This is a genomic window from Paenibacillus sp. ALJ109b (genome assembly GCF_010747435.1).
GTDB lineage: Bacteria > Bacillota > Bacilli > Paenibacillales > Paenibacillaceae > Paenibacillus > Paenibacillus taichungensis.
The window spans coordinates 117827-144090 of the sequence record NZ_JAAIFP010000015.1 but is presented as its reverse complement, the minus strand read 5'-3'; the positions used below and the strand labels follow the sequence as shown (position 1 = coordinate 144090).

General features: G+C 49.6%; 22 protein-coding genes. 12 read left to right on the top strand and 10 right to left on the bottom strand.

Translation table 11 applies throughout. The features are described 5' to 3' along the window. Nucleotides 1–66: 66 nt before the first annotated feature. On the top strand, nt 67–675 hold the full coding sequence (locus G3352_RS16690) for a LysE/ArgO family amino acid transporter (protein WP_163758126.1): 609 nt from the start codon (nt 67–69) through the stop codon (nt 673–675). 87 nt (nt 676–762) lie between these two features. On the opposite strand, the gene G3352_RS31440 is transcribed toward G3352_RS16690, so the two are convergent. From G3352_RS31440 to G3352_RS16675, 3 genes are all read right to left on the bottom strand, one after another. Next, entirely contained in the window at nt 763–1599 is an 837-nt protein-coding gene (locus G3352_RS31440; protein ID WP_163758124.1) for a methyl-accepting chemotaxis protein, read from the bottom strand. A 545-nt stretch (nt 1600–2144) separates the two neighbouring features. Beyond that, a complete protein-coding gene (gene moaA / locus G3352_RS16680; protein ID WP_072733651.1) occupies nt 2145–3146 on the bottom strand; it encodes a GTP 3',8-cyclase MoaA in 1002 nt (333 codons plus the stop codon). Between the two features lie 119 nt (nt 3147–3265). Then, nucleotides 3266–5488, bottom strand: a complete 2223-nt coding sequence (locus tag G3352_RS16675; protein WP_163758122.1) for a methyl-accepting chemotaxis protein — start codon at nt 5486–5488, stop codon at nt 3266–3268. 544 nt (nt 5489–6032) lie between these two features. Between G3352_RS16675 and G3352_RS16670 the strand changes: the two genes are divergently transcribed. From G3352_RS16670 to G3352_RS16620, 11 genes are all read left to right on the top strand, one after another. Next, a complete protein-coding gene (locus G3352_RS16670; RefSeq protein ID WP_240343106.1) occupies nt 6033–6848 on the top strand; it encodes an ABC transporter ATP-binding protein in 816 nt (271 codons plus the stop codon). Continuing rightward, complete coding sequence (locus G3352_RS16665; protein WP_345940770.1) at nt 6817–7641, top strand: ABC transporter permease; 825 nt, start codon at nt 6817–6819, stop codon at nt 7639–7641. The genes G3352_RS16670 and G3352_RS16665 overlap by 32 nt, the downstream gene beginning before the upstream one ends. Next, the gene (locus G3352_RS16660; protein ID WP_240343105.1) at nt 7638–8588 is read left to right on the top strand and encodes an ABC transporter permease; all 951 of its coding nucleotides are present in this window, start codon (nt 7638–7640) and stop codon (nt 8586–8588) included. The genes G3352_RS16665 and G3352_RS16660 overlap by 4 nt, the downstream gene beginning before the upstream one ends. A gap of 102 nt (nt 8589–8690) precedes the next feature. Continuing rightward, the gene (locus G3352_RS16655; RefSeq protein WP_163758118.1) at nt 8691–9767 is read left to right on the top strand and encodes an ABC transporter substrate-binding protein; all 1077 of its coding nucleotides are present in this window, start codon (nt 8691–8693) and stop codon (nt 9765–9767) included. An 88-nt stretch (nt 9768–9855) separates the two neighbouring features. Further along, nucleotides 9856–11229: an aspartate aminotransferase family protein gene (locus tag G3352_RS16650; protein ID WP_163758115.1), complete on the top strand. Its 1374-nt coding sequence runs from the start codon at nt 9856–9858 to the stop codon at nt 11227–11229. A gap of 80 nt (nt 11230–11309) precedes the next feature. Next, on the top strand, nt 11310–12590 hold the full coding sequence (locus tag G3352_RS16645; protein ID WP_163758114.1) for a hydantoinase/carbamoylase family amidase: 1281 nt from the start codon (nt 11310–11312) through the stop codon (nt 12588–12590). A gap of 45 nt (nt 12591–12635) precedes the next feature. After that, nucleotides 12636–13517: a nitrilase-related carbon-nitrogen hydrolase gene (locus G3352_RS16640; RefSeq protein WP_163758112.1), complete on the top strand. Its 882-nt coding sequence runs from the start codon at nt 12636–12638 to the stop codon at nt 13515–13517. 60 nt (nt 13518–13577) lie between these two features. Beyond that, entirely contained in the window at nt 13578–14945 is a 1368-nt protein-coding gene (locus G3352_RS16635) for an NAD(P)-dependent oxidoreductase (RefSeq protein WP_163758266.1), read from the top strand. Between the two features lie 182 nt (nt 14946–15127). Next, a complete protein-coding gene (gene preA / locus G3352_RS16630) occupies nt 15128–16423 on the top strand; it encodes an NAD-dependent dihydropyrimidine dehydrogenase subunit PreA (RefSeq protein ID WP_163758110.1) in 1296 nt (431 codons plus the stop codon). Continuing rightward, nucleotides 16420–17859, top strand: a complete 1440-nt coding sequence (gene hydA / locus G3352_RS16625) for a dihydropyrimidinase (protein ID WP_163758108.1) — start codon at nt 16420–16422, stop codon at nt 17857–17859. The genes preA and hydA overlap by 4 nt, the downstream gene beginning before the upstream one ends. 5 nt (nt 17860–17864) lie before the next feature. Then, nucleotides 17865–18092, top strand: coding sequence for a hypothetical protein (locus G3352_RS16620; RefSeq protein ID WP_163758106.1), 228 nt, complete (start codon nt 17865–17867; stop codon nt 18090–18092). 4 nt (nt 18093–18096) lie between these two features. On the opposite strand, the gene G3352_RS16615 is transcribed toward G3352_RS16620, so the two are convergent. The 7 genes from G3352_RS16615 to G3352_RS16590 all read right to left on the bottom strand — a co-directional run bounded on the left by G3352_RS16615 (nt 18097) and on the right by G3352_RS16590 (nt 26185). Continuing rightward, nucleotides 18097–19785, bottom strand: a complete 1689-nt coding sequence (locus G3352_RS16615; protein ID WP_345940769.1) for a PucR family transcriptional regulator — start codon at nt 19783–19785, stop codon at nt 18097–18099. Nucleotides 19786–20157: 372 nt separating this feature from the next. Then, entirely contained in the window at nt 20158–23376 is a 3219-nt protein-coding gene (locus G3352_RS16610) for an efflux RND transporter permease subunit (RefSeq protein WP_163758104.1), read from the bottom strand. A gap of 40 nt (nt 23377–23416) precedes the next feature. Next, nucleotides 23417–24346, bottom strand: a complete 930-nt coding sequence (locus tag G3352_RS16605) for a TetR/AcrR family transcriptional regulator (RefSeq protein ID WP_163758102.1) — start codon at nt 24344–24346, stop codon at nt 23417–23419. 299 nt (nt 24347–24645) lie between these two features. Continuing rightward, nucleotides 24646–24780, bottom strand: a complete 135-nt coding sequence (locus tag G3352_RS31435) for a hypothetical protein (protein ID WP_275898433.1) — start codon at nt 24778–24780, stop codon at nt 24646–24648. A gap of 129 nt (nt 24781–24909) precedes the next feature. After that, nucleotides 24910–25224, bottom strand: coding sequence for a DMT family transporter (locus G3352_RS16600; protein WP_099857480.1), 315 nt, complete (start codon nt 25222–25224; stop codon nt 24910–24912). Further along, entirely contained in the window at nt 25224–25565 is a 342-nt protein-coding gene (locus G3352_RS16595) for a DMT family transporter (RefSeq protein WP_024632750.1), read from the bottom strand. The genes G3352_RS16600 and G3352_RS16595 overlap by 1 nt, the downstream gene beginning before the upstream one ends. Beyond that, nucleotides 25562–26185 (bottom strand): TetR/AcrR family transcriptional regulator, encoded by a 624-nt coding sequence (locus G3352_RS16590; protein ID WP_163758101.1) that lies wholly within the window; start codon nt 26183–26185, stop codon nt 25562–25564. The genes G3352_RS16595 and G3352_RS16590 overlap by 4 nt, the downstream gene beginning before the upstream one ends. Nucleotides 26186–26264: the final 79 nt, after the last annotated feature.

Genomic DNA, 26264 nt, shown 5'->3' with positions numbered 1-26264 from the left:
CCAAGTGGTTGGTTACGCCTGACATTATCTCTACTATTATGGAGGCATGTCTAAGGGGGATGAACGATGGGGGTAATTATTCACGCGGTGGTGCTAGCGTTTGGCCTGATTTTGCCACTTGGTGTACAAAATGTATTTATTTTTAATCAGGGCATGAGTCAGCGAAGTTATGCACGGGCGCTGCCAGCGATAGTAACCGCAGGACTCAGTGATACGTTGTTGATTGGAGCAGCCGTCGGAGGGGTGTCCCTCATTTTGCTGCAATGGCCGCTGCTGGCCAATGTATTGTATGCAGGAGGGAGTGTGTTTTTGCTCTATATGGCATGGAGCATTTGGAAGTCTTCCGGGCCTGCGAATAGTTCAGCAGCAGTGCTGTCTGCGGGAAGACAGATCGCCTTTGCTGCTTCCGTTTCCTTGCTTAATCCGCATGCCCTGCTGGACACGGTAGCCGTAATCGGCACCAGCTCACTTCAATACGAAGGGATGACACGCTTTTATTTTGCAATAACGGCGGCAGTGGTATCATGGGTATGGTTTCTGGGACTGGCAGGTGCAGGCAGGCTAGTAGGTAGAAGAGATCGTACAGGCCGGGTCAGTGTTTTCTTCAATCGATTATCCGCTGTAGTCATGGTCGGAATGGCGGGCATGATGCTGTGGAAGCTGATCCTCTCGTAAAAATAGAAAAGAATCCCCTCACGTTAAACGTGCGGGGATTGTTTATATGCTGGCCTTATACTTAATGCGCCAAATGAGTATTCTATCTTAATCTGCCTTCAATAGCATGGATTCAATGAATGACTTGAGATCCTGGGATGCATTGTTCAGTTGATCAATCACCTCGCTGAACTCGGTGACGAGTTCGGCCTGCTGGTTGCTGGATTGGGCGATGGATGTAATCTCCTGTTCCATCTGACGAATCGAATGCTGTACTTCCTTCAAGGAACGTTCAATATTCACTGTAGCTTCTTTGGTTCCGGTGGATAATTTGCGTACTTCGGTAGCAACAACGCCAAAGCCAGCGCCTGCTTCTCCTGCTCGAGCTGCTTCAATGGCAGCATTCAGGCCTAGCAGATTCGTTTGCTCCGAAATTTCACGAATGAATGAAGCTACCTTGGTGACTTCACTGGAATTTTGCACCGCCATCCGTGTGTTGTCCAAAATCTGTGAAGATGAAGCGGTCAGTTGTTGGGATTGGGCAGCTACGGTCTGAACCATATCGGTTAACTTACCGCTGATTTCTCCGATCAATTCGGTGAAGTGCTCCAGTTTTTCCTCGTTTTTGAGTGAAAATCCAATGGCCAATGCACCTACGATCTGGCCTGCTTCATCGCGAAGTGGGGTAGCCGCAGAGTTAATGGGAGTCCCGTAATGATGCGCTTCAATACGATTGGCTGAAGTCTCACCATCGATAAGTGCCCGGCGTAGTGTAGGATCTTCAAGTGAGATCGGATCTCCAGCCTTGATACCCAGATCAAGATCTTCGCTCCGTACGTAATACCGGAACTGCTCCATATCGGTAACAGCAATCATCAAATCATTTTCCTTGAGCATGATTTTAAAATACGGGCTTGCTGCAACAAGTGCTTCAACAATATTCAATTGGATCAACTCCTATATATGTGTGCGTATGATCTTGATGTATTGTATATTCATCGTCAAAATTGCGGGATTCTTGAAGGCCTAAAGAGGGCATATGGCAGATTAATTTTATTTTAATCTTGGAATCAGGAATGCTATATAAGTTCAACTAATGATTATTACACACACAGGTACTCCAATGACAGAACAACCTTCCGATCGCTGTTATCCCCAGATTTTTTGGATTCCCTTTTCCAAAGGGGAAAATCCGGGGATAAAGCGTATGCTTCCGATGTAGCTTTCTTTCAGAAAGCTTTTAGGCGAACGCTTCGCTTCTTCAGGTTATTTCTGTCCTCTCCGTTATAGTGTAATGTTTAGTTGAACAAATACAGAAAAAAGATAAATACATAATCCAAAAAGCTGCTGAAGACAGAACGTCCTCAGCAGCTTTTGGTACAACAATGATTGTTACAATCATGAAGTAAATCGAAATTATTATATTCTTTATATCTGCCTGCTCTGATGCACATAAATATGGATGTGTTACCCGCCAGATCACGCTTTGCCTATCCGCCGATCTGGGACATGCGTCGTACCGTCGGTGTATGACTTTGCATTTTCTGCTCCAGGGCAAGCGCCATTTCATGATTCTTCGGTTTGGTGCCAAGCGCTTTGAGGAAAAGAGCTGCCATAGCATCGGGGGCATCTACGAAGCGGCGAACGTTGTATTCATCCGACCAGTACAGACAAGCTTTGATATGTCCGTCTGCTGTCAGGCGGAGACGGTTGCAGTTATCACAGAAGTGATCACTGACCGGATGGATCAATCCGAATGTCCCTTGTGAACCGGCAATCTTCATGTTTCGTGATGGACCATTTCCTGCCGGACCTGCCGTATTTTCCACCGTCCAGCCAGCTTCTGCGCATACATCGGTGACTGCTTCCAGCGGCAAATACGATTTGCGCCATGAATCTGAAGCCTGCCCAATCGGCATATATTCAATGAAGCGCACATGCAGTGGCTGATCTATGGTCATGGCAATGAAATCCTTAATCTCATCATCATTGATGCCCTTCATTAACACGACATTCAGCTTGATCGGAGCAAGTCCAACTGCCGTGGCGGCTTCAATACCTTTCAGTACCTTATTTACATCCCCGCCGCGAGTAATCATGGAGAAACGGCTCGCTTGCAGGGAATCCAGACTGATGTTAATCCGGTTCAGTCCGGCGTCCTTCAGGGCCTGAGCCTGTTTATCCAGCAGCAATGCATTGGTAGTCAACGCAATATCTTCAATCCCGTCAATGGCCGAGATCATACTTACGAGTTGATGCAGATCTTTCCGTACCAGAGGCTCGCCTCCGGTCAGACGGACTTTTCGCATTCCCATTGGAGCCAGCACTTTAAGCACCTGGGCGATTTCCTCGTAGCTCATAATTTGGTCATGTGGGGCAAATTCCATGCCTTCTTCGGGCATACAGTACACACAACGCAAATTACAGCGGTCCGTAACAGAAATACGGATGTAGTCATGTATTCTGCCAAAAGAATCCTGGAGCATTTCCATGCAGATCACCCTTTCATTGATTCAGATTGGAAAGCTTCTATATGAAATGAACCGACAATGTCTAAACGAACAGTTGCATCAAATTTTAGCTATTTCTCCAATCCGCGTCAATGATGACGTCAGATAATCGCGTTTTTATCGGGATGGGTCAGTTGGAATTGTCCGACAAGCTGTTGCAAGAAGACCGTGATGGCTTCTACATTGTGCGATGAATGCTGAACGTGCAGCATGTCGTTAATAAGCTCGACCATCTCGGTCTCCACCTCCGAAGACGTGGAACGATTTTTGTGGCTGATGGCGGCGATATTCTCCATCAATACCACGACCTGATCCACAACCTGTGTTCTTTGGGGTTCTTCAGCCGTCGCACTTTGGAGTAACTGTGAAGCAGCCTGAACAAGCGTGGTGCCTTCAGCCAGCACCTGATCGCCTTCCTTGATAGATTGCGAGGCTGCTCCTGCCGCTACAGAGATATTATCCAGAATCTGATGAATATCTTCAGTGGAGGAACGGGATAATTCGGCAAGCTTGCGGATTTCTCCAGCAACGACGGCAAATCCACGTCCGTGTTCGCCGACATGGGCTGCTTCTATGGAAGCATTCAGTGCGAGCAGGTTGGTCTGTGCCGAAATTTCATCAATGACAGCAAGTGCGCGGTAGATGTCCTGCATGGTCGCCATAAAGGATAAAATCGTATGGTTGGTGTCGGACACGGCTCCCGAGATCTGAGTCATTTTGTCTCCGATACGCTCCACTTCCTGACGGGCAACGTCAATCTGCTCTGTGGCAGACACTTCAAGCTGCTGTAGGGTGAGGCGCATTTCGTCGGCGGCTACTTTGGCCTGATCTAGGTCCTCAAGCTGCTTGCGTATCCCCTGAATCATGGAGCCAAGTTTAAGATTTACACGTTCGGTTGTTCCCTGTGTAGTTTCCGTTGACGCCCGCATCTGGTGCTGGTTGTTCATCACATCAACGGTGGCAAGCTGTACTTTGAGCATAATTCCTTCCAGAGAGTCGATCATATTGTTGATCCATTTCGCCAGTTCACCTGATTCATCCTGGGCAAAAGCCGACGTGTCCAGACGCTGGGTCAGATCCCCTTTGCCTTCGGCGTTAATCCGAATAAATCGGCTAATGCGGCGCAAATCCTCATGGACCCGTTGAACATGTTTTCGTTGCAGCTGGCTTGCAGTCAGGAATCCATAGATGACATTAAAGGCAGCGATGGCTGCTGCGCTCCATGCACTTCCAGTCAGCGCATATACAAGTGCTGCTCCTACAATCCCTGACAACAGGATGTACAAGCTGTGCTGCTTGAATTGACGCCAGCCTATGCTGCGTATCCGATACACTTCCTCCAGATCGCCTTCACACATCATGCCCCACAGATCCGGAGAGTGGGGCAGCTGGAATGTGATGCCTTTACCAATAACTGAAATATGACGATAGTCCGAATAACCCGGAAAAGCCACAAACAGATTGGAGCCATTGCGAATGGTATTCGCTACACCAGGATGAAGTTCGTTGGTGGAAGGATCGGTAAACATCAGTTCCAATTCGGTATGCTCTTTAACAGATACAACGCCCCATTCAGTGGTTACGCCGTCCTTCAGATTCTCCCCATGGGTGAATGTATGATCCTCGAAGCGGCTACGGGACAGGGCAGTCCCGGGTTGAAGCGTGGGTCGAAGTCTTGATTCAGCCATAAAAAGATAATTATCCCCGGAATCGGGGTAGATGTGGCCTGATTCACGCTGGATCAGATCGCCCAATACATCATTAGGCACGCGATTGCACAGGGAACCGATGTAACGACCGTTTTCCATGATCGGTACGATAAACATCAAGGTTACATCATCGTGAAACGTGGAAGAACGTGGTCCAATTTCTAGTGTGAGCGGATCAGAATAAGGTCCAAACAGGCACTTTTGTCCGTTGATATCCGCTTGGGTATACCTCAGTCCTGGCCCGATCAAAGCATTTCCATCTTCGTAGACTTGTCCAATATGTTTCTTATATGTAGAAAATACAACCTGGTTTTGCTCGTTAAGCATAAAAAGCTCAGTACTATCTGTAGCGCGTACATAACTTGCTGCGAACCATACCTCCAATCCATGTACATCTTCCGTGCCTTGCAACATACCTTGCGGATGAACAGCTCGTACCTGCTGAAGCAATCGATCCAGATGATTCCACTGCTCCTCAGCCCAATCCATCAAGAGCTGCCGCCGGGTCTCGGCGATGCCCTCAAAGATTTCCTCTACGTCTTGCTTCATATTTGCATTCAACCGATACGACCGCCACAGCGGCCACCCTTTTCTCCATCCCAGCCAATCAAACATACGGACCACCCCGATTTCTGATTTTAAAAATCTTTTGCGAGACTGTTCGGAAACGCGATTATCCAGCCACTATGGGTGGTGGACGGGAATCAATGACACCGCCTTCATGATTCCAGAACCAGACACCGTATCGGGGCGAGATTTCACGTCCTTCTATATGAGCATTTTGCAAAATGCTGTTATCAATGTTTATACAAGAAAATCAACAAGAATACGAGGGTATATGTCATATTTTCCGAATATTTATTCAATAAATACAAATGATTATGCGCCTTTACTTGGATATTACAAGAGTTCTGTGTGAGTGAAGCATATGTTAGATAACATACACGGACATTGACATGTTTAGGACTGAGAATCGGTATCATTTTACACTGTGTAACATGAACAGGCCCATACTCAAAACAGTCTGTATAATGTAATCCCCGCCCAAAGATATATAGTATTACCTAACAAGCAAAACCTGTTACGTTCGTGTATATAAACCTTCCATTCAGCCTTGGTGTGAAAAGATTGCGAGCTTCCCGCGAAAAGGAGAATGCCCATGTCCTCTATCATCGTCCCCGACACCTGTCATATTGAGCTGGATCACGTGTCCGTTGTATTTGGCAGTGGAGCACAACAAGTTACCGCTCTGTCCGACGTTTCATTTCAAATTCATTCCAATGAATTTGTCTCTCTGCTTGGCCCCTCGGGGTGTGGCAAGTCCACACTGCTGCGACTCGTAGCCGATTTGCTCCAGCCAACGACAGGCAGCATCCGGGTTGCCGGGGAAGAACCAGAGCGGGCGCGGTTGCAGCGCCAGTTCGGTATTGTCTTCCAGACTCCAGCTCTGTTCGATTGGCGCACGGTACGCCACAATGTGGAGCTTCCCCTGGAGCTGCTCGGCACAAGCCGGAAGGAGTGCCGCCGCATAAGTGGTGAACTGCTTGAAATGGTCGGGCTGACCCGCTTCGCTGACCATTATCCATGGCAGCTCAGTGGGGGCATGCAGCAGCGTGTTTCCATTGCACGTGCACTCGCGCTTGATCCGCCATTGCTGCTTATGGATGAACCTTTCTCCGCATTGGATGAATTTACGAAGGAGAAGCTGCAACTGGAACTGCTTGATATTAAGCGATCTACAGGCAAGACATTCCTTTTTGTTACACACAGTATCCCCGAAGCCGTATTTCTATCTGACCGCATCATCGTCCTCTCCGCACACCCCGGTCAGGTGCACTCCATTCATTCCGTCAACCTGCCAGCCGAGCGGGATCGAGAGCTGAGGGAAACCGAAGCCTTTTACCGCATGATGACCACCATCCGCAATTGTTTCTATGAGGAGCGTGATCCAATCCATGTTCCTGCACACCAGTAAGCTGGGTTTTCGCTCCTGGGTAATGATCTGGATTTTGTCCGTATTGCTGCTGTGGGAAGGTATTGCCTGGATTCTCCACTTGTTCATGTCACCCCAGCAGGCAGCATCCCGTCTTCCATATCTCCATGAGGTTCTTGCAGCCCTGTTTCGTTACTCAGGCACATTGGCTGAACAGGGGGCCGTAACGTTTGGGAATGCAGCAATCGGTTTTGCCGGTGGAACTGTGTTGGGCCTGCTGCTGGCTCTGCTCATGAGTGTGGCGGTTTGGGTGGAGCGTACCTTATCTCCGTATGTCATCTCTTCCCAGATGGTGCCCGTAATCGGTCTTGCGCCCATTGTCTATGGGATTATCCATAACGCCGAGTGGGCCCGAATTATAATGGCGGCTTACGTTACGTTCTTCCCGATTATCATCCACACACTCAAAGGATTAAAAAGTGCAGCACCGGAGCATCTGGAGCTTATGCGTTCCTGTGGAGCTTCCCTGCCTGCGCGTTATGTCAAATGTCTGCTGCCTTCTGCACTGCCTGGTCTGTTTTCCGGTATGAAAATAGCTGCTCCACTTGCAGTCACCTCTTCCATTGTGGTGGAGCTAATGGGAGCCCCGGATGGACTTGGGGTACTGATGGTCAGTTCCTTGTATTACGGCAGTGCCCAAATCGGCATGTTCTGGGCAACCATCATGCTCAGCATTGGCATTGGACTCATCTCGTATCTTGCCATCAGCCTTGCTGAGCGCTGGCTAACCCCATGGCAGCCTGAATTCAGGGCCAAGGGAGGGCATGCTGCATGATGAATGAAAGTGTGATGGTAAGCCGCAAAGGTGAGGAGGGTGCGACGGCAGCTGTCGCAGGCACGGCATCTATTGGGGAGTCTATCGCGGATTCGGTTAGGGTACCATCTCCTTCAAGTACGGATATCGATGGACATCAGGGACAAGCCGGACAGAGGCGGCTGGTTAGTAGTGTTCGCAAAAGATCAATTGGATTGCGCCTATTGCCGTGGCTTGCCGGAGCCTTATTTCTAACCCTGTGGCAGCTTCGATTGTTCCATCAGTTATTCTCGCTTGAAAGTTACCAATTGCCTGTTCCGTCAGCGATTGCAGCGTCCATCAAGGAAAATGCAGAGATGCTTTTCCGATACGCGATGTATAGCGGAACCGAGATGCTGGGTGGCTTTCTGCTCGGCTCCTTGCTGGGAGCCTTGGCCGCTGCGGGTGCATCCTTCTTCCCGACGAGCGGCAGGGCGGCGGTTGCCGTGATGTCAGCACTGAACGCCGTTCCGATTGTTGCGCTGGCCCCAATTATGAACAACTGGTTTGGGGATGGTATCTGGTCCCGAATTGCCGTCGTGGCTGTAATTACGATGGCTGCCATGGCTGTGAGTTTATTCAAGGGTTTGACCTCGATTCAGCCGCAATACAGTGATCTGATGGGTGGTCTTGCCGCCAGTAGGATGCAGGTTTTCGTGAAGCTGCGCTGGCCACATGCGCTGCCTTCCCTCTTCGCAGGTCTGAAAATTAATATGTCGACCAGCATTATTGGCGTCATTGTGGGTGAATTTTTCATCGCCTCCCAGGGGCTGGGTTACTTACTCTCGGATCAGATCCGACTGGCAAACATGCCACTTGCCTGGTCCTGTATTGTTATCGCCGCCGTGCTCGGTATTGTGTTGTATGAAGCCGTCGTTCTGGCCGAAAAACGGCTGACCCCGTGGAATCGTGCACATACAGACCCGTAAAGCTCATCCAGGTGCTAACCTTCCACAGATCGATTGACTCGTGAAGCAGATTTCACAGTACCTGATTGAAGATCCTTATATAAACAGGGGGTTGTTCTGTATATGTACAAAACGTTAAAACCGGGTTTTCTGGTATTGGTACTGTTGGTCGTTGCGATACTGGGAGCGTGCTCCGCGAAATCAGAGCCGTCCGTCACCCCTGCTGCTGCCAGCTCGGAGGGAGCGGAAGGGTCAGATCAGCCCTTAACCAAAGTGAAGATTCAGCTCAAATGGGTGCCGCAGGCTCAGTTCGCGGGGATATACGCCGCTAAGGAAAAAGGTTTCTTTGCAGATGAAGGTATTGATGCCGAGATCATTCCGGGTGGCCCGGATATCGTGATCGAACAGCAGGTGGTCAACGGCGCAGCCGATGTGGGCATCACCGGAGTGGACAGTTTGCTGGTCAGCCGGGATAACGGCCTTCCGCTCGTCTCCCTCGCCCAGATTTCGCAGAAGAGCAGTTATCGATTGATTGCGAAGAAGTCCGCAGGTATTACCGATCCCGCCCAGATGAAAGGCAAGAAAGTGAGCACATGGTTTGGTAGCCAGCAGTTTCAGGTTCTCGCTTTTATGGAGAAGAACGGCCTTGATCCAAAGAAGGATATTGAACTGGTGAAGCAGGGCTTCACGATGGATCAGTTCTTCAACGATCAGGTTGATGTCGCCACGGCAACGATTTATAACGAATATCACGTGGTACTTGAAAGTGGGACGAAGGAGTCCGACCTGGATGTATTCAACATTGAGGATGCCGGGGTAGGTATGCTGGAGGATACGCTGATCGCGAAGAAGGATTGGGTGGACAGTAATAAAGAGCTCGCGGTGAAAGTGACCCGTGCCGTTCTGAAAGGCTGGAACTACGCCATCGACAATCAGAGTGAAACGGTGGATATCGTCATGAAAAATGTGACGGACGGCAGCACGACCCGCGAACATCAGGTAACCATGCTCGAAGAGATTGCGAAGCTGATTCGCCCGGAAGGATTTACGGAGAAACAAGTGGGCAGTTTTGTGGATGAATCGTTTACCCGGACTGCGGATATTGCCCTGAAGTATGGCCTGATCAAGAAAGCAGCCAATCTGGACGAAGTACTGGAGAAAAGCATCTATGAAGAAGCGGTGAAGGGTGTGACGAAATAAATAAGCGTGGAGCGTTCGGAAATAATTACTGCAATCGGAGTGGTCAAGTGTAAAGTCCATAGGTTCAGCTTGGAGAGGAGGAAGACGAATGAGCTCAGTGGATCAGCAACCCCAACCGCTTGGTGGTACGAAGGAAGAGTGGCTGGAAAAGGATCGCAAATATGTGTGGCATCACATCTCGCCTCATAACGATCATCCGATGATTGCCGTTAGCGGGGAGGGCAGCTGGATCACGGATCAGGATGGCACACGGTATCTGGATGCGATGTCGGGACTGTGGTGTGTGAACGTTGGGCATGGACGCGAGGAAATTGCCCAAAGTGCCTATGAGCAGATGAAAGCTCTCGCGTACGTGCCCATGACCCAGAGCCATGAGCCGGCGATTCTGCTGGCAGAGAAGCTGAACGACTGGCTGGAGGGGGAGTATCGCATCTTCTTCTCCAACTCGGGTTCAGATGCCAATGAGGTGGCGTTCAAAATAGCCCGTCAGTTTCATCACCAGAATGGTGAGCCGACCCGTCACAAATTCATCTCCCGTCACCGCGCCTACCACGGTAACTCCATGGGTGCGCTGGGCGCTACCGGGCAAGCCGCCCGCAAAATCAAATACGAGCCGCTGGGCGTAGGCTTTTCTCATGTACCACCTCCCTATTGCTACCGCTGTCCGTTTGGACGAATTAAGGATGGATGCGGACTGGAATGCGCCACTATCTATGAAGAGGTTATTCGCTGGGAAGGGCCGGAGACGGTAGCTGCGGTCATTATGGAACCGGTCATTACAGGGGGCGGCATGATTGTCCCGCCTCCGGAGTACATGCGTACCGTGCAGGAGATTTGTGAACGTTATGGCGTGCTGTTAATTGTGGATGAGGTCATCTGCGGATTTGGCCGCTCCGGGCAAAAATTCGGTCATCAGAATTACGGAGTGCAGCCCGATATCGTCACGATGGCAAAGGGTATGACAAGTGCGTACGCTCCACTATCGGCGACAGCCGTTCGAGCGGATCTGTATGACACGTTCAGAGAACCTGGACCCGATTCACACTTTCGTCATGTGAATACGTTCGGGGGCAATCCTGTATCCTGCCGGGTGGCACTGGCGAATCTCGAAATTCTGGAACGAGAGAATCTGGTCAGCCGTGCTGATGAACTTGGATACCTGCTTCGGGATAAGCTGGAGCCGCTGCTGGAGTTATCGGTGGTTGGAGATATCCGCACATTTGGCTTTGCCTGCGGGGTGGAGCTGATTGAAGCCGATGGTTCGCCTGCTCATGCGGATAAGGTCATGAAAGTACTGGCAAGCTGCAAACAGGACGGCGTCCTGATTGGCAAGAACGGCGATACCGTGCCGGGATTTGCGAATATTTTGACCATCTCACCGCCGTTTGTCACCACTGAGGAAGAATTGGACCTGATCGCTGGTAGTTTGCTGGCTGCACTACGCAGTTTGGATGCAGGGTAGTGATGGAGGGCGAAGCGGAAATCTAGGTGGGATCTTTATTTATATCGTACTTGCGAATATGCATAAGGAGGCGATGGAGGGTGCAGACCACTACCGGGAAAATCATCAATCAGCTGCGTCTGGATGATCGAATTGAACAGTTGTCCCGTATTGGCCGAATTATGGAGACGGGTGTCTGTCGACTAGCCTTAACCCCAGAAGACATGGAGGGCATTATCCAGGTTCGCCTTTGGATGGAAGAGGCTGGGCTTGTGACTCGGCTTGATCCGTTTGGCAATTTAATTGGTCGCTTTGAAGGTACAGATTCGTCCCTGCCGATCCTTATGATTGGTTCACATATCGATTCCCAGCCGTATGGCGGTCGGTATGATGGAGCCATCGGCGTCCTTGGCGCGCTGGAAGCTGTACAGTGTCTGATGGAACAAGGCATTCGCCCTCGGATGCCCATTGAGGTCATTGCTTTTTGTGATGAAGAGGGCTCGCGTTTTAACAAAGGATTATTTGGTTCAAGTGGCATAACCGGACAGTTGGAAGAGGGAGAATTGGAGCGAAAGGACAAAAATGGGGTGACCCGACGAGAGGCATTGGAGGCCTTTGGCTGTGCACCCGAACAATTCGCCGAAGCGATCTATCCGGCTGGTTCGATTGGCAGTTATCTGGAGCTGCATATTGAGCAAGGACCTGTTCTCGAATCGCTGGCCGCTCCGGTAGGTCTGGTGACTGGCATCTCTGGCCCTTTGTGGCTCACGGTGACAATGAAAGGCATGGCAGGGCATGCCGGTTCCGTACCAATGGGGATGCGTCATGATGCGCTGGTGGGCAGCGCCAAGGTCATTGCGGCTTTTGACGATATGGTCAGAGAAGAACCGGAAGCTCCGACAGTAGGGACCGTGGGGAGCCTCCGTGTCTTCCCGGACTCACGCAACATTATTCCTGAGCAGGTCAGCTTTACGGTTGATTTGCGAGATATGGAGATGGAGCGTAGAAATCGGCTTGAAGGAAGGTTAATGAGCCTTTTGGATGACGTCAGCTCGAAATATGGCCTGACCTACTCCTTGACCGAAGATACCAACAGTGAACCGCGATATTGTGCAGAACGAATCAAGAATGCCATTCGCTCGTCTGCCGAAGAGATCGGCCTGCCTTTACCAGAGCTGATGAGTGGACCGTTCCATGATGCGCTGGCCCTTTCTTACGTGTGTGACTATGGCATGATCTTTGTTCGCAGCAAAGATGGGGTCAGCCATCATCCAAGTGAGTATTCTTCGCCCGAGGACATTGCTCTCGGTACAGAAGTGTTGTACCGCACGATCAGGCAGATGTGCAGCCCGGAAATTGCGAGTAACGGGACGGACGTGTAAAAGCTGTCCATATCAAACCATTTCCCAAGGAGGCGATGTGACATTATGGGCAAAATCAGTATCGGATTGATTCAGGCTTCGCACGAGGTTGAAGGCTCGGCCCCAGTTGAAGTGCATAAGGAGGCCGCCATTCAGAAACACATTGCACTGGTGCGTGAAGCGGCTGCTCGTGGAGCACAGATTATTGGCTTGCAGGAAGTGTTCTACGGACCTTACTTCTGCACGGAGCAGAGCTCCAAGTGGTATGCATCTGCCGAGCAGGTGCCGGAAGGACCGACGACCAGGCGTTTTCAGGAGCTCGCCAAGGAGCTTGGGGTGGTAATCATTTTGCCTGTATATGAGGTAGAAGGAATTGCTACGTACTACAATACGGCTGCTGTTATAGATGCGGACGGCTCCTACCTGGGGAAATACCGCAAACATCATATTCCGCATGTGGAAGCAGGCGAAGGCACGAATGGATTCTGGGAAAAATATTATTTCAGACCCGGTAATCTGGGCTATCCGGTATTTGATACAGCCTACGCCAGAGTGGGCGTGTACATCTGTTATGATCGTCATTTTCCGGAAGGAGCACGACTTCTTGGGCTGGCTGGTGCTGAGATTGTATTCAACCCTTCCGCAACGGTAGCCGGAACATCGGAATATTTGTGGAAGCTGGAGCAGCCTGCCCATGCGGTAGCTAATGGCTATTATGTGGCTGCCATTAACCGAGTGGGAGTGGAATCGCCATGGAATATGGGTGAATTTTATGGTCAGTCGTATCTGGTGGACCCGCGAGGCAGGATGGTTGCCATGGGCAGCAGGGATCAGGATGAGGTTATCATTGGCGAGATGGATACGGAGTTGATTCGGGAAGTACGCAATGTGTGGCAATTTTACCGCGATCGACGGCCTGAGACCTACGAACATCTCGTTAACCTGTAGCAGTGGCCTGGAATAAAAATTTGGGGATAACAGAGATCAACCTTGGAGGTGTAAGACATGATGAACAGCGCAGGAGCAACGTTGTCCGATTACGGATGGGAGAGTCGTTTTACCGAAATGAAGCCTGCAATGACGGGCAAGGAAGCGATGGAGGAATCGAACCGCTGTCTGTACTGTTATGATGCACCGTGTATCAAGGCGTGTCCAACCGACATTAATATTCCTTCGTTTATCAAAAAAATCTCGACAGGTCACCTCAAAGGCTCGGCTCGGACCATTATGGAAGCCAACCCGGTAGGTGCTAGCTGTGCACGGGTCTGCCCGACAGAGGAACTGTGTGAAGGCGCTTGTGTACTGAACGAGTCATCCAAGCCGATTCGGATCGGTGATTTGCAGCGATATGCAACAGACTGGGCACGGACGAAGAATGAACCGTTATTCAAGGCAGCGCCTGCCAACGGAAGAAGTGTTGCAGTTGTAGGCGCAGGGCCAGCGGGATTGTCTGCGGCCAGAGAGTTGGGGCGTGCAGGGTATGAGGTGACAATCTATGAAGCCAAAGCGAAAGGCGGAGGGCTGAACACGTATGGTATCGTGTCCTTTCGCCTACCGGAATCCGTAGCTTTATGGGAAGTCGAACAGGTGCAAGCACTAGGTGTGCAGATTCGCTATGGTGTGCGTATTGGGGTGGATGTGTCCGCTGACGAGTTATTGGAGCAGCACGAAGCCGTTATTCTGGCTTGCGGGATGGGGGCTGTTCCGATGCTTGGCATTGAAGGAGAGACGCTGGAAGGTGTCTATGATGCCATAGAGTTGGTGGAATCCACGAAGCAGGGTGTGCCTCCGGCGCTGAACGGTCTGAAGGTTGCCATTATTGGTGCGGGCAATACGGCAGTGGATGCAGCGACCTGTTCGGTACGCCTGGGGGCCGAGCGTGTGCAGATGCTTTATCGACGCGGGGAGAGCCAGATGACAGCATATGCCTTTGAATATACATTTGCGAAGCAGGAAGGTGTGGAATTTCGTTGGTTCACTATGCCGAAGCGCATTATTGGAGACGAGAATGGGCGGGTTCAGGCTATAGAATGTGTGAAAATGAAGCTGGTTACTCCACCTGGAGGTGGTCGGGCACTGCCTGTGCCGATAGAGGGATCTGAGTTCATGCTTGAATGTGACACCGTTGTTCGAGCCATTGGACAGAACCGTTTGCTGCCATTAATTGAGGCATTTGGCCTGCGTCATCACTGGGGCGTTGTTGAAGTGGAACCACAGACGTACCGTACGTCCCATCCACAGATCTACGCGGCAGGAGATGTTATCTTCGGACAGGGGCAGGGCGAAGCGATGGTGGTCTCCGCAGCACAGCAGGGCAAGCTGGCGGCTGCATCGGTAATGAAGGCGTTGCCCGGACAAGTGGAAGAGACGGCATGAGATTAGAGGTGTACGGTTCGTTAGAATGTATGCAACAGATTATGCCAACAGCTTGGCAACACCAACCACTCAAATTAAACCTGATGAAGCAGAATTCCTCGTAATACGTGAGGTTCTTGTGTAACGTGTGAAGTTCAAACAAACACCATTGTGAGTTCAAACCACACCAAGGAGGGATCGTTATGGCTGACTTATCCATTAATCTGGCAGGTATTCGATCGCCCAATCCATTCTGGCTGGCCTCGGCGCCGCCGACGAATACCGGATATCAGGTTCAGCGCGCCTTTGAAGCAGGCTGGGGTGGTGCAGTCTGGAAGACGTTGGGCGAGCCAATCATTAATACCTCTTCGCGATTTGCAGCCGTCCATTTTGGCGGACAGCGCGTCGCGGGTTTTAACAATATTGAGTTAATATCCGACCGTCCGCTAGAGGTGAATCTGCGTGAAATTGCCGAGACCAAGAGGCGTTTCCCGGATCGGGCAGTGGTTGCTTCTCTCATGGTAGAACCGAAACGCGAGAAGTGGCATGAGATTGTGAAGAAAGTTGAAGCTGTCGGCGTAGACGGGCTGGAGCTGAACTTTGGTTGTCCGCACGGCATGGCCGAGCGTGGTATGGGAGCAGCGTCTGGTCAGCAACCGGATCTGGTCGAATTACAGACGATGTGGGTGAAGGAAGTGGCGACCACACCTGTCATTGTGAAGCTAACGCCCAATATCACAGATATTACGGCGACTGCTCGGGCGGCCGTACGTGGCGGTGCGGATGCGATTTCCCTGATTAATACGATCAACTCCCTGGCGGGTGTGGATCTCGATTCATGGAATACCGTGCCGCATGTAGGTGGCAAAGGGGCGCATGGCGGCTACTGCGGTCCGGCTGTGAAGCCGATTGCGCTGAACATGGTTGCTGAGTGTGCGCGCAATCCGAAAGTTGGTGTGCCCATCTCCGGTATAGGAGGCATATCCGATTGGCGGGATACCGCAGAATTTTTACTTATGGGCGCGACGGGGGTCCAGGTATGTACCGCAGCCATGCATCATGGCTTCCGTATCGTGGAGGACATGATCGATGGCTTGAACGATTATTTGGATGAGAAAGGTCTGCGAAGTGTATCTGAATTGATTGGCCAAACGGTTCCGCGTTATTCCGATTGGGGCAATCTCGATTTGAATTACAAAGTGGTAGCCCGCATCAACCGCGATGTCTGCATCAATTGCAACAAATGCCATATCGCCTGTGAAGACACCTCGCATCAATGTATTGATATGCTGTCTGATCCCTCTGGCTCCTATCTGGAGGTCGTTGAGGAAGATTGCGTCGGATGTAATCTGTGCTCGATTGTCTGTCCGGTGGACGGAGCAATTGAGATGGTAGAGATCGAACATGAACAGGAACCATTAACCTGGAATGACCGTCAATCTGCGATTGCCCTGCTGCAATCGGCCAGAGATCAATCCACCAAGGAGGCGATATCATGAGTCATCGTAAATTGATTTGTAACGGAATGTTGGTCACAGCGTCGGATACATTTGAAGCGGATATCTACATTGAAAATGGAAAGATCGTGCAGATTGGCATGGGACTTGTGCCGGATGAACGAACGGAAGTTGTGGATGCGTCTGGCTGTTATGTCATCCCTGGCGGGATAGATCCGCATACTCATCTGGATATGCCGTTCGGCGGAACGGTGACGGCGGATGATTTTGCAACAGGAACCGCAGCTGCTGCCTTCGGCGGCACAACGACAGTCATTGATTTCTGTTTGACGCAAAAAGGCCGACCCTTGCTGGAATCCCTACAGGAATGGCATACCAAAGCCGAGGGTAAGGCCGCCATTGATTACGGGTTTCATTTGATGATTGGCGAGATGAATGATCAGGTGCTGGAGGAACTGCCACAGATCATTGAAGAAGAGGGTGTGTCTTCCTTCAAGGTGTTCATGGCTTATAAAAATCAGTTCCAGGCCGATGATGGCATTCTCTTTCAGACGCTGCAAAAGGCCAAAGAGTACGGTGCACTCGTCATGGTACATGCCGAGAACGGCGATGTTATTGATCTGCTGGTCCGGCAGGCGCTGGCGGATGGAAGAACCGAGCCGATCCACCATGCACTTACTCGACCTTCCATGCTGGAGGGAGAGGCTACAGGGCGTGCGGCCCGATTGGCAGCACTTGCCGATTCACAGCTTTATGTGGTGCATGTCACCTGTGCTGAAGCTGTGGAGCAGATTGCGCGTATGCGAGACATGGGTTATCGAATCTGGGGCGAGACCTGTCCGCAGTACTTAATTCTGGATCAATCCAAGATGGATCAACCGGATTTTGAAGGTGCGAAGTATGTCTGGTCCCCACCGCTGCGTGAAGCCCCTCATCAGGAAGTGCTGTGGAATGCACTTAAGAGCGGTCAGTTGCAGACAATTGGCTCGGATCATTGTTCGTTTAACTTCAAGGGACAGAAGGATCTGGGACGGGATGACTTCAGCAAAATCCCTAATGGCGGGCCTGTCATTGAGGATCGGCTCAGCATTTTATATTCCGAAGGGGTAGTGAAGGGACGGATTTCGCTTAATCAATGGGTAGATTTATGCTCTACACGGGCAAGCAAGTTATTTGGGTTATTTCCGCAGAAAGGAACCCTTGCTGTGGGGACAGATGCGGATATTGTCATTTTTGACCCATCTATCTCAAGGGTAATTTCGGCAGCTACCCACCATATGAATGTGGACTATAGCGCCTTTGAAGGCATGCATATCCAGGGATGTCCGGTGACGGTGTTATGCCGCGGGGAATATGTGATTCGGGACCGGCAGTTTGCCGGAGTGGCAGGCGAGGGTCGCTATGTGAAGCGTGACAAATATAATGCCGGTGCACCATTACCTGTAAGACAGCCTGTGACGGCAGTGAATGGAGGGTGAAGCTGATGTCTGACCATGATGTATTTGAAACGGAAAAGATAGCGATTGAACGAATGGTGGCGCAGGGTTATCGCATTTATGCCGTTCGGGAACATCTGGAGGGTGCTCATGTCGTGTGGGGGCACCCCGACCTTCCCGGAGAAAAACAGGAGCAATATGTGGGTACGGCGTCTGGACGGAAGTGGTTCAGTCATATCCTGATTAGGCAGCTTCAGGAGCAAAAAGGAGCGTAGAAGGTCACGCGAGTGGTCCATGAACGTATTCGTATGCATAGATAGCTAGTTCGATGGCGACACGTTTCTCGGGGAGGGTGTAGTCATCACCCAGGAGTGTCTCAATTTTGTGCAATCTGTGATATAACGTCTGTCGGACGATAAACAAAGCCGTGGCCGTCTCCTGCTTGGAGCAGCATAGAATAAAATATTGTTTAAGCGTACGTAACAACTGACCGCCTTTTTCGGCATCGTAACAAATGACTGGTCCGAGATATTCCTCAATGAAATCATCCAGACTGCCGCTCTGCTTCATGCTGGCAATAATGCGATAACAGTGAAGATTACTATAAAAGGGTTGCTGCATCACACCGATGTCCTTCTGAATGCGCAGGGTATCTTTGGCTGCCTCAAGGCTGTCTTTCAGACGTGATAGATCAGCACAGCTGTGACCGATGCCGAACAGACCCGAGAAGAGGCGATGGGTCTGTTCCTGTTCATGCTGCTGTAACTGTTCAATGCAGCGCCAAAGACTGCTTTTCCGCTGAGATCCAGGTAAAGGGTCAAGAATAATCAGAATGATCTGGTGGTTTAGCACGGTGCTGTACAGGGAAAATCCTTCCCGTGAGAACACGGAACGGGCAACGATATTGCGTTGAATTAGCAGTTTCTGTAGCTTGAGACTGTCTGTGTAGTTGGGATTGCTATCGAACAAAATGACGGTACCTATTCCAGAAGCAAGCTGGGCGTTGGCGGCAGATACATATTCATGAATTTCTTTCGCAGAATGATGTCCGTTAAGCCAGTCAATGACCCACATATCTTCCTTGTAGCGTCGCTTTTCCTCCATGTATTTGGTGCGCATCCAGTCCTGAGCAATAGCGGCTGCGCAACGTTCCAATGCCTGGATGATGAATTCATCAGAGGGTCTGTTAGAGGATTCCGGTTCGTGATCCGTCAGCTTGTCAAGCATTAGCACCAGATCGGCAAATTCATAATCAAGCGCCTGAACAGGCAGAGTGAGTGCATCCAGTGAATGCACCGAATGATTCCTCTGCACGGAATGATCTCCCAAATGATCTTCGTCGTCCGAATGACCACGACGTGACAACCACTCCTGCCGACGAATCTCCAATTGGGCTGGAGGGCAGTAGGGAACGGCACTTGCTTCCCCATCCAGTGGATATAGCGCTACAGGGTAACCTGTTGTTCGAGACAATAGTCGGAGCAGTGGTTGTACACCGTCTCCATTCAAAAGAAGTTGGTTGAACGAGGTGGTGAGGCTATCGAGCTCGGCAAGCATACGCTGGTGGCTGCGAATCAGGGCGAAATGCAGGTCCTGTGTAATATCGATATAACGTACTTGTTCGTGGAACCAGATCAGTGGGAAATCGGCTTCTGCTGCTAGTTCCTTCATGGGTCCAAGCTGGGACTTGGTGTAGGCCCCCAATTCGATACAGAGTCCCGCGGCTCCACGAGCAATTAACTGGCGCATGAAAGACAGTCCCTGCTTTTCATCATCCTGCCAGCCAATGCCAGTCGTTAGCACCAATTCCCCGCCATTCAGCAAGTTGCCTACTTCGGTAACCTCCATGATATGTACCCAACGAACATATCGCTCCAAGGCCCGTTCACTGGCGAGCACCTCAGCCTTGCGGAACACCGGACGTTTTAGCATGTCTCTCATCTGAATATGCAGCGTCGTTTCCCCCACACAACCACCGTCCTTCCCACAAATACATGCAGTTCTACATACCGCTTTGTAAGTCGAGCTTCTGAATAGCGTTTGTTTTGATTATAAGTCTGTTAACAGCAGATGAGCTGAAATCTCACGTTCATTTGTTTTATTTTACAAAATGATCTCTTCCTTTTATGAAATAAAACAAAATGGATTATTCCTATGTAGTTCTATCTAACATCTAGATGTTTCTATGACCGATGCTAAGAAATTATAGTTAAATGTAAAACACCCCTTAGCCGGAGATCAGAATGTACAAACCATTCTAATGTGGACTAAGGGGTGTTCTATGTTAGAAGCTTATCTTAATTCTGAATAATGATTTAATTCGATCAACAGAAGGTGTGATTAATCTTCAATTCTTTTCTTTTTGAACTTCATCAGGAACTCATACACGATTGGCACGATAACCAGAGTCAGCAGCGTGGAGCTGATCAGACCGCCGATTACGGTAATTCCGAGACCTTTCGAGATGATCCCTGCGCTTTCTTCAAGTCCTGTCACCAGTGGCAGCAAGGCACCAATGGTAGCCAGAGCTGTCATCAGGATTGGACGCAGACGCGTTGCTCCGGCTTCCAGCAAGGCTTCACGTGTAGGCATTCCCTCTTTTTCCTTGTGAATAACACGGTCGATCAGGACGATGGCATTGGTGACCACGATCCCGATAAGCATCAGTCCACCCATCATGGCAGATACGTCAAGCGTACCGCCAGCTACGAACAGGCCGACCATAATACCAATGATGGTAAATGGCAGGGAGAACAGGATGGCAAATGGCGCCAATCCACCGCCGAACGTAACAACAAGCACAAAGTACACAATCGCAATGGCTGCCAGCATGGCCAGACCAAGTTGGGTAAACGTGTCATTAATCTGTTCGGTTGTACCACCAAACTTCACTTCAACACCATCTGGCAGATCCAGTTTGTCGATGTTCGCCTGCAAGTTAGATGATGCTTTTTGTACATCGGAAGCCAAAATGTTGGCTGACACCTGCACAACGACTTTGCCATCAATACGCATGATGGAGTTCGGTGAAGTGCCTTCTTCCACTTTCGCGACATCTTTGATTGGTACTTCAATGCCTAGTGGTGAAGTAACTTTTTCGTTTTCAATATCAGCAATGCTAGTAAATGTCTTTTTGTCAGTCTCTACATAGACTTTATACGTTTTGTTGTCGATATCCACTTCTGTGAGCACAGGGCGTTCACGTGCAGGGCTGAGCGTCATAGCCAGTTGGCCAGCTGTCAGACCCAGCGAGCTCAGTTTCTCCTGATCCGCGACGAGCGTGTATTGCCCGTAGGTATCGGAGAGCGTAGTGTCGGCTTTTTCAAAAGATTCGGTATCTGCTTCAACCAGTTTTAGAATTTCATCTGAGACAGGTTTGATCTGATCTACGTTGTCACCATAGATGGAAAGGCTCAAGCTGCTGCCTCCCAGACCCCCGGACATATCAAGCTCATTCCAGGTTCCTACAGTAACTTCTTTTTTCAGACCTTCCACAAGCTGTTCTTTCACTTTTGTAAAGTCTTTCGTATCTTCGTTATATTCGATATAGAAGAGAGCAGAGTTGGAGCTGCCTCCACCCATGCTGCTCAGTGGATTGCTGCCGCCGATGGAATACTGCATTTTCTCCAGACCTGGCTGCGTCAGCAACCATTTCTCGGCTACAAGTGCTTCTTTTTCTACATCTTCACGCAAAGCTCCAGTTTCCGGGCTGTACGTAATGGTCACATATTTATCCTGTTGTTCCGGCAAGAAACTTGCACCGATGAACGGATACAGGAACAAACTGGCGACAAGCAGCAATACAGCAACGCCGACGGTGATAAGTTTGTGTGACAATGTCCAGTTTAAGAGTCGTTTGTAAGCTTCCGCCATCTTGCCTGGTTTTTCCTCATGATTCTGCTTGTTCTTCAAACCTTTGCGGAACAGCGTGTGTGCCAGCATTGGTACAATCGTAACAGCTACAATCAGGGATGCCAGCAAAGCAAAGACCATCGTCAAGGCAAATGGCATGAACAGCTCACCGACCATACCACTTACCAGTGCCAGCGGCAGGAATACCGCAATGGTTACGATCGTGGAAGAAAGGATCGGAATGAACATTTCACGAGTAGCTTCCCGGATCAATTCACGGCCTTTAAGTTTCTCTCCCTTGAGTGTCAATCGACGATAGATATTCTCGATAACAACGATGGAGTCATCGACAACCCGTCCAATCGCAACCGTCATGGCACCCAGGGTCATCATGTTCAGCGTAATGTCCATCATATTCAGTGCTGTCAATGCAATGAGCAAGGAGAGCGGGATGGAGATAATGGAAATAATGGTGGAACGAATATCACGCAGGAACAACAGAATGATCAAAATGGCGAACAAAGCACCAAACATTGCTTTGAACAACATCGTGTTTACGGAGTCCTGGATAGGTTTACCTTGGTCGAGCAAAACAGTCAACTCTGCGTTTTTGAACTGCGTCTGCAACTCTTCCGCTTTGTCTTTAACTGCCTTCACGACATCAACGGTATTGGCATCATTGGACTTAACGATGGAGATCCCGATGGATTCCTTACCGTCTGTCCGGGAAATGGATTCCGCCTGACCAATGACTTCAATTTTGGCGATCTCGCTTAATTTAACCGTTGGAATTCCAGGTGCGTTAGCGGCACCTGAAGCACTGCCCACGCTGGCATTTCCGCCAGCGGCTTGTCCTGCAGCCTGGTCAGAACCTTGTGCAGAGCCTTGAGCTGCCCCGCCAGCTTGTGCGCCGGCGCCTTGTGGTGCTGTGGCCGAACCACTGCCTGCTCCTGCACCGCTTGGTACAACCGGAATGGCGAGATTTTTCAAATCATCCATATCGATGATATTGCCATCAACAACAACAGCTTTCTGCGCTTTGTCCAGTTCGAACAGTCCGAGTGGTACACGGACAGAAGAGCCTTGAACGATGCCGTTGACTGTATCTTCAGTCAAACCGAGTTCATTCATTTTTTTCTGGTCAAACTTCAGTTGAACTTCCTTAACATATTGGCCGGAAACTTGGACTTGAGCTACACCGTCAATATCTTCGAGTGCAGGCTGGATATCCGTTTCAACCAGTCGAGTCAATTGTTCCAGATCGCCGCCGTCCTTGTCAGACAAGCTGAGCGAGACAACCGGGAAGGAGTTGATGCTGAACTTCGAGATCGTAGGTTTCTGTACCCCATCAGGCAACTGCACCTCATTCAGTGCTTCGCGTACCGCTGCGGTAGCGTTGTCCAGATCGGTACCATAATCAAATTCGAGGGTGATGGAAGAGGCATTCTCCATGGAAGTGGAGGTGAGTGTCTTAATTCCCTCTACATTTCTTAAGGTCTGTTCGAGTGGTTTGGTGACATCCTCGACAATACCTTCTGGAGCCGCACCTGGATCAATGGCCGTAACACTCAAGAATGGCACATTGATGTTTGGAATGGTCTCCTGTTTCATCGTCAGTCCGCTGTACAAACCGGCGAAGGAAACGATGATGGTCAGAATCCAGATTGCAAACTTGTTGTTCAGTGAAAAATTAATGATTCCTTTCATACGATGGTTTCTTCTCCTCTCTGTTTCTCCCTGTATTTCTTTATTGTTGTGACGAGTCAGCCTGGATGAACCGGCTATACATGGCATCCATAATGTGCTGAAGCTCGGTGTGCAATGGCTGGATGACAGGAATGTGATCCAGATTGCGCATCATGCCCAGAATAATGGCACGTCGCGGTGTGAATTCCATCATTTCCTGTCTCAGGATGGCGATGGTCTCCAGCGCGTCATTGCGTAATTGCCCTGGAGGCATATCAGAAGTGATGATATCCTTCATTTGTTTGATGATATGAATGGGATGACGCATCATTGTCGAATCTGTATCTGAATCGCTGCTCCATGCTGGCCAATGTTCCAAAGGAACCAGAGGGGCGGGGCGTTGATCGAGCAATCCGCGAGCTGCATAATCGATCGTTTGCAGCATGTTGCTTGCCATCTTGGATACGGTAAGGGAGGGCATTTCCGTAAACCAGATTTTGACGTAGGAGAGGAACAGACCATGCGTGAGCATAATAAGGTCTATGGTATAGGGTTCAATCTCCGGTCCGTACAGATCTTCCAGTTTGTCCTTAAACCAGTGCAGGGTACGGATCTCCAGATCCTTGTTTTTCGGTTTGCACTTTTCCTTGCGATGCTGCTCTTCATCCATCATCATGCTGCGCATTTGCACGCGTAAAAATTCCTTCAGCTCGGATACATGGACAAGCAGTGTTTCAATCTGTTTGTGCAGACGTTCTCTCGAAGTGAGCCCAGCTTCATGTTCAATCTGGGACATTTCGTCCATGAGCGTGAATATGCAGTATTCCATCGTACTGGCCTCTAATTCCTCTTTGGATTTGAACATGAGGTAGAGGCTGCCTTTCGACATCCCGCATATCTCTGCAATCTCCTGCATGGAGGTTGCAGCACTGCCTTTGGCTGAGAACAGCTTGAGTGCTGTGGTAATAATGAGCTTTTTCTTCTCATTCATTTCATGGATAGGGTTCATTAACGATACATTCACCTCACCTGTGGAACTTACGAGTTCTTGAATTGACTTTAGGGTCAAACCAAGTATAAACGATAAAGATAACGGAATTCAAATGGGAGAAAAATGGAAAAACAAGAGGCGTGATATAAGGGGGTTGGAGCATTTTTCATATATCATGTAGACGCCATCAAGGCTATATAATGAGCGACGAATGCTCATTGCGATATGTATGATAATCATGAGTACTCATGTTAGTTAGGGTGAGCAAGCTGAGTAGGAGGAGTTCAAAATAATCTATTTCAGGCTCCGCCCTTAAAGGCGTAAATGGCTAGAAGGATGATGGCTACAAGAGCAAACAAATAAAAGGCTCCCACAGCGATCAGAAAGATGTAACCGGTAAAAGAACCCATGCGCGCGAACAATTTCTTTATCATCACGACATCCTTTCTTACGTAACAGAGTGTGAGGAGGTTTCCTTTTATATCATATCCCAAAAAGACGACTTCCTGAACGAAGTCGTCTTTATTAATAATTAAATATTGTAAAAAATATAATGAAGGTATTTACGTTATCAGTTTCAATCCGATCGCCGCCACCAAAATCATGGCAATAAACAGCAGCCGCTTGGCTTCCTTCCGCTCACCGAACAGGAACATCCCTGTTAGCGTGCTGCCCACCGTACCAATTCCAGTCCACACGGCATACGCGGTACCCATGGGAATAGACATCATCGCATAGGATAACAGGGAGAAGCTGAATACGAACGATACAAGCATGAGCACGATATAAGGCCAGCCCTTCCGGGAAGAAGCACCATTAATGCCGATGACGCCAAAAATTTCACATATGCCTGCACCTACAATTGCCATCCAAGCCATTAAGCTTCACCTCCTTTTGCCGATTGTTGATCCGTGACCAATTTCAGTCCGACCACACCACATAGCAAAAGACCGATTAGCAAAACTTTGGCGAGTGAGAATGCTTCACCAAATAGCAGCATTTCAGTCAGTACCGTACCTGCGGTACCAATCCCCGTAAATACAGCATATACCGTACCCACAGGCAATCTTTTGGAAGCAGCAATGATTAATCCAAAACTGAGAATGATGGCTAGGGCTGTCAAAGCCCACTCCCAAACATTGGAGGCGTGTTTCAGCCCACTTACCCATACAATCTCAATGAGTCCCCCGATAAATACATATAACCAGTTGCGGTTCATGATGATGAATCTCCTTTCAGCACAACGGGCTGTGCCTCTTGTTTCAGATGATGAATGCCATGCCAGTAGACTGGCCAGGAAGCTTCAATCCGTCTTCGGTATCGACGTGAACTTCCATAAATAATCTCAACTGTGATGCCATCGAGAAAAGTCATATAAGTAATCGCAGCTTGTTCTGCTGGAACAGCCTGTAGTTCCCCCTTGCGCGTCGCCCTTTGCAGCATTCGTGTCAGTGACCGCTCCATACCGTCCAGGAACGGATAAACGAGATCCATTACTTCGCTATATAGCGAAAGCGGCGGGAAATAACACATACGCAGCATAAAGCGGGCAGAGGCATTACAGTTGTACTCCTGCTCAAACCATATCAGCAAACCCTTCAACCTTTGTTCCAGTGGCAGATCGGCGTGATCACGGAAGTATTCCAGCGTTCGACGCTGAACATCTTTGAATGCATGCGCAAGGGTTTGCAAAAACAGGTCATCCTTGCCGCTAAAATGTGCATATATGGACGGTTTTTTAATCCCGACTTCGTCAGCGATTGCTCTTAAGGAGGCTCCTTCATATCCATCTCTTGCAAAATGGAACAGGGCTGCATCCCGAATCAAATGTGCAGTCATTATTATCACCTTCCTAACGGTCGTTAGGTAAACTATATTTTCACATTTCACATTCCCTGTCAAGGCACAAAAAACGCCT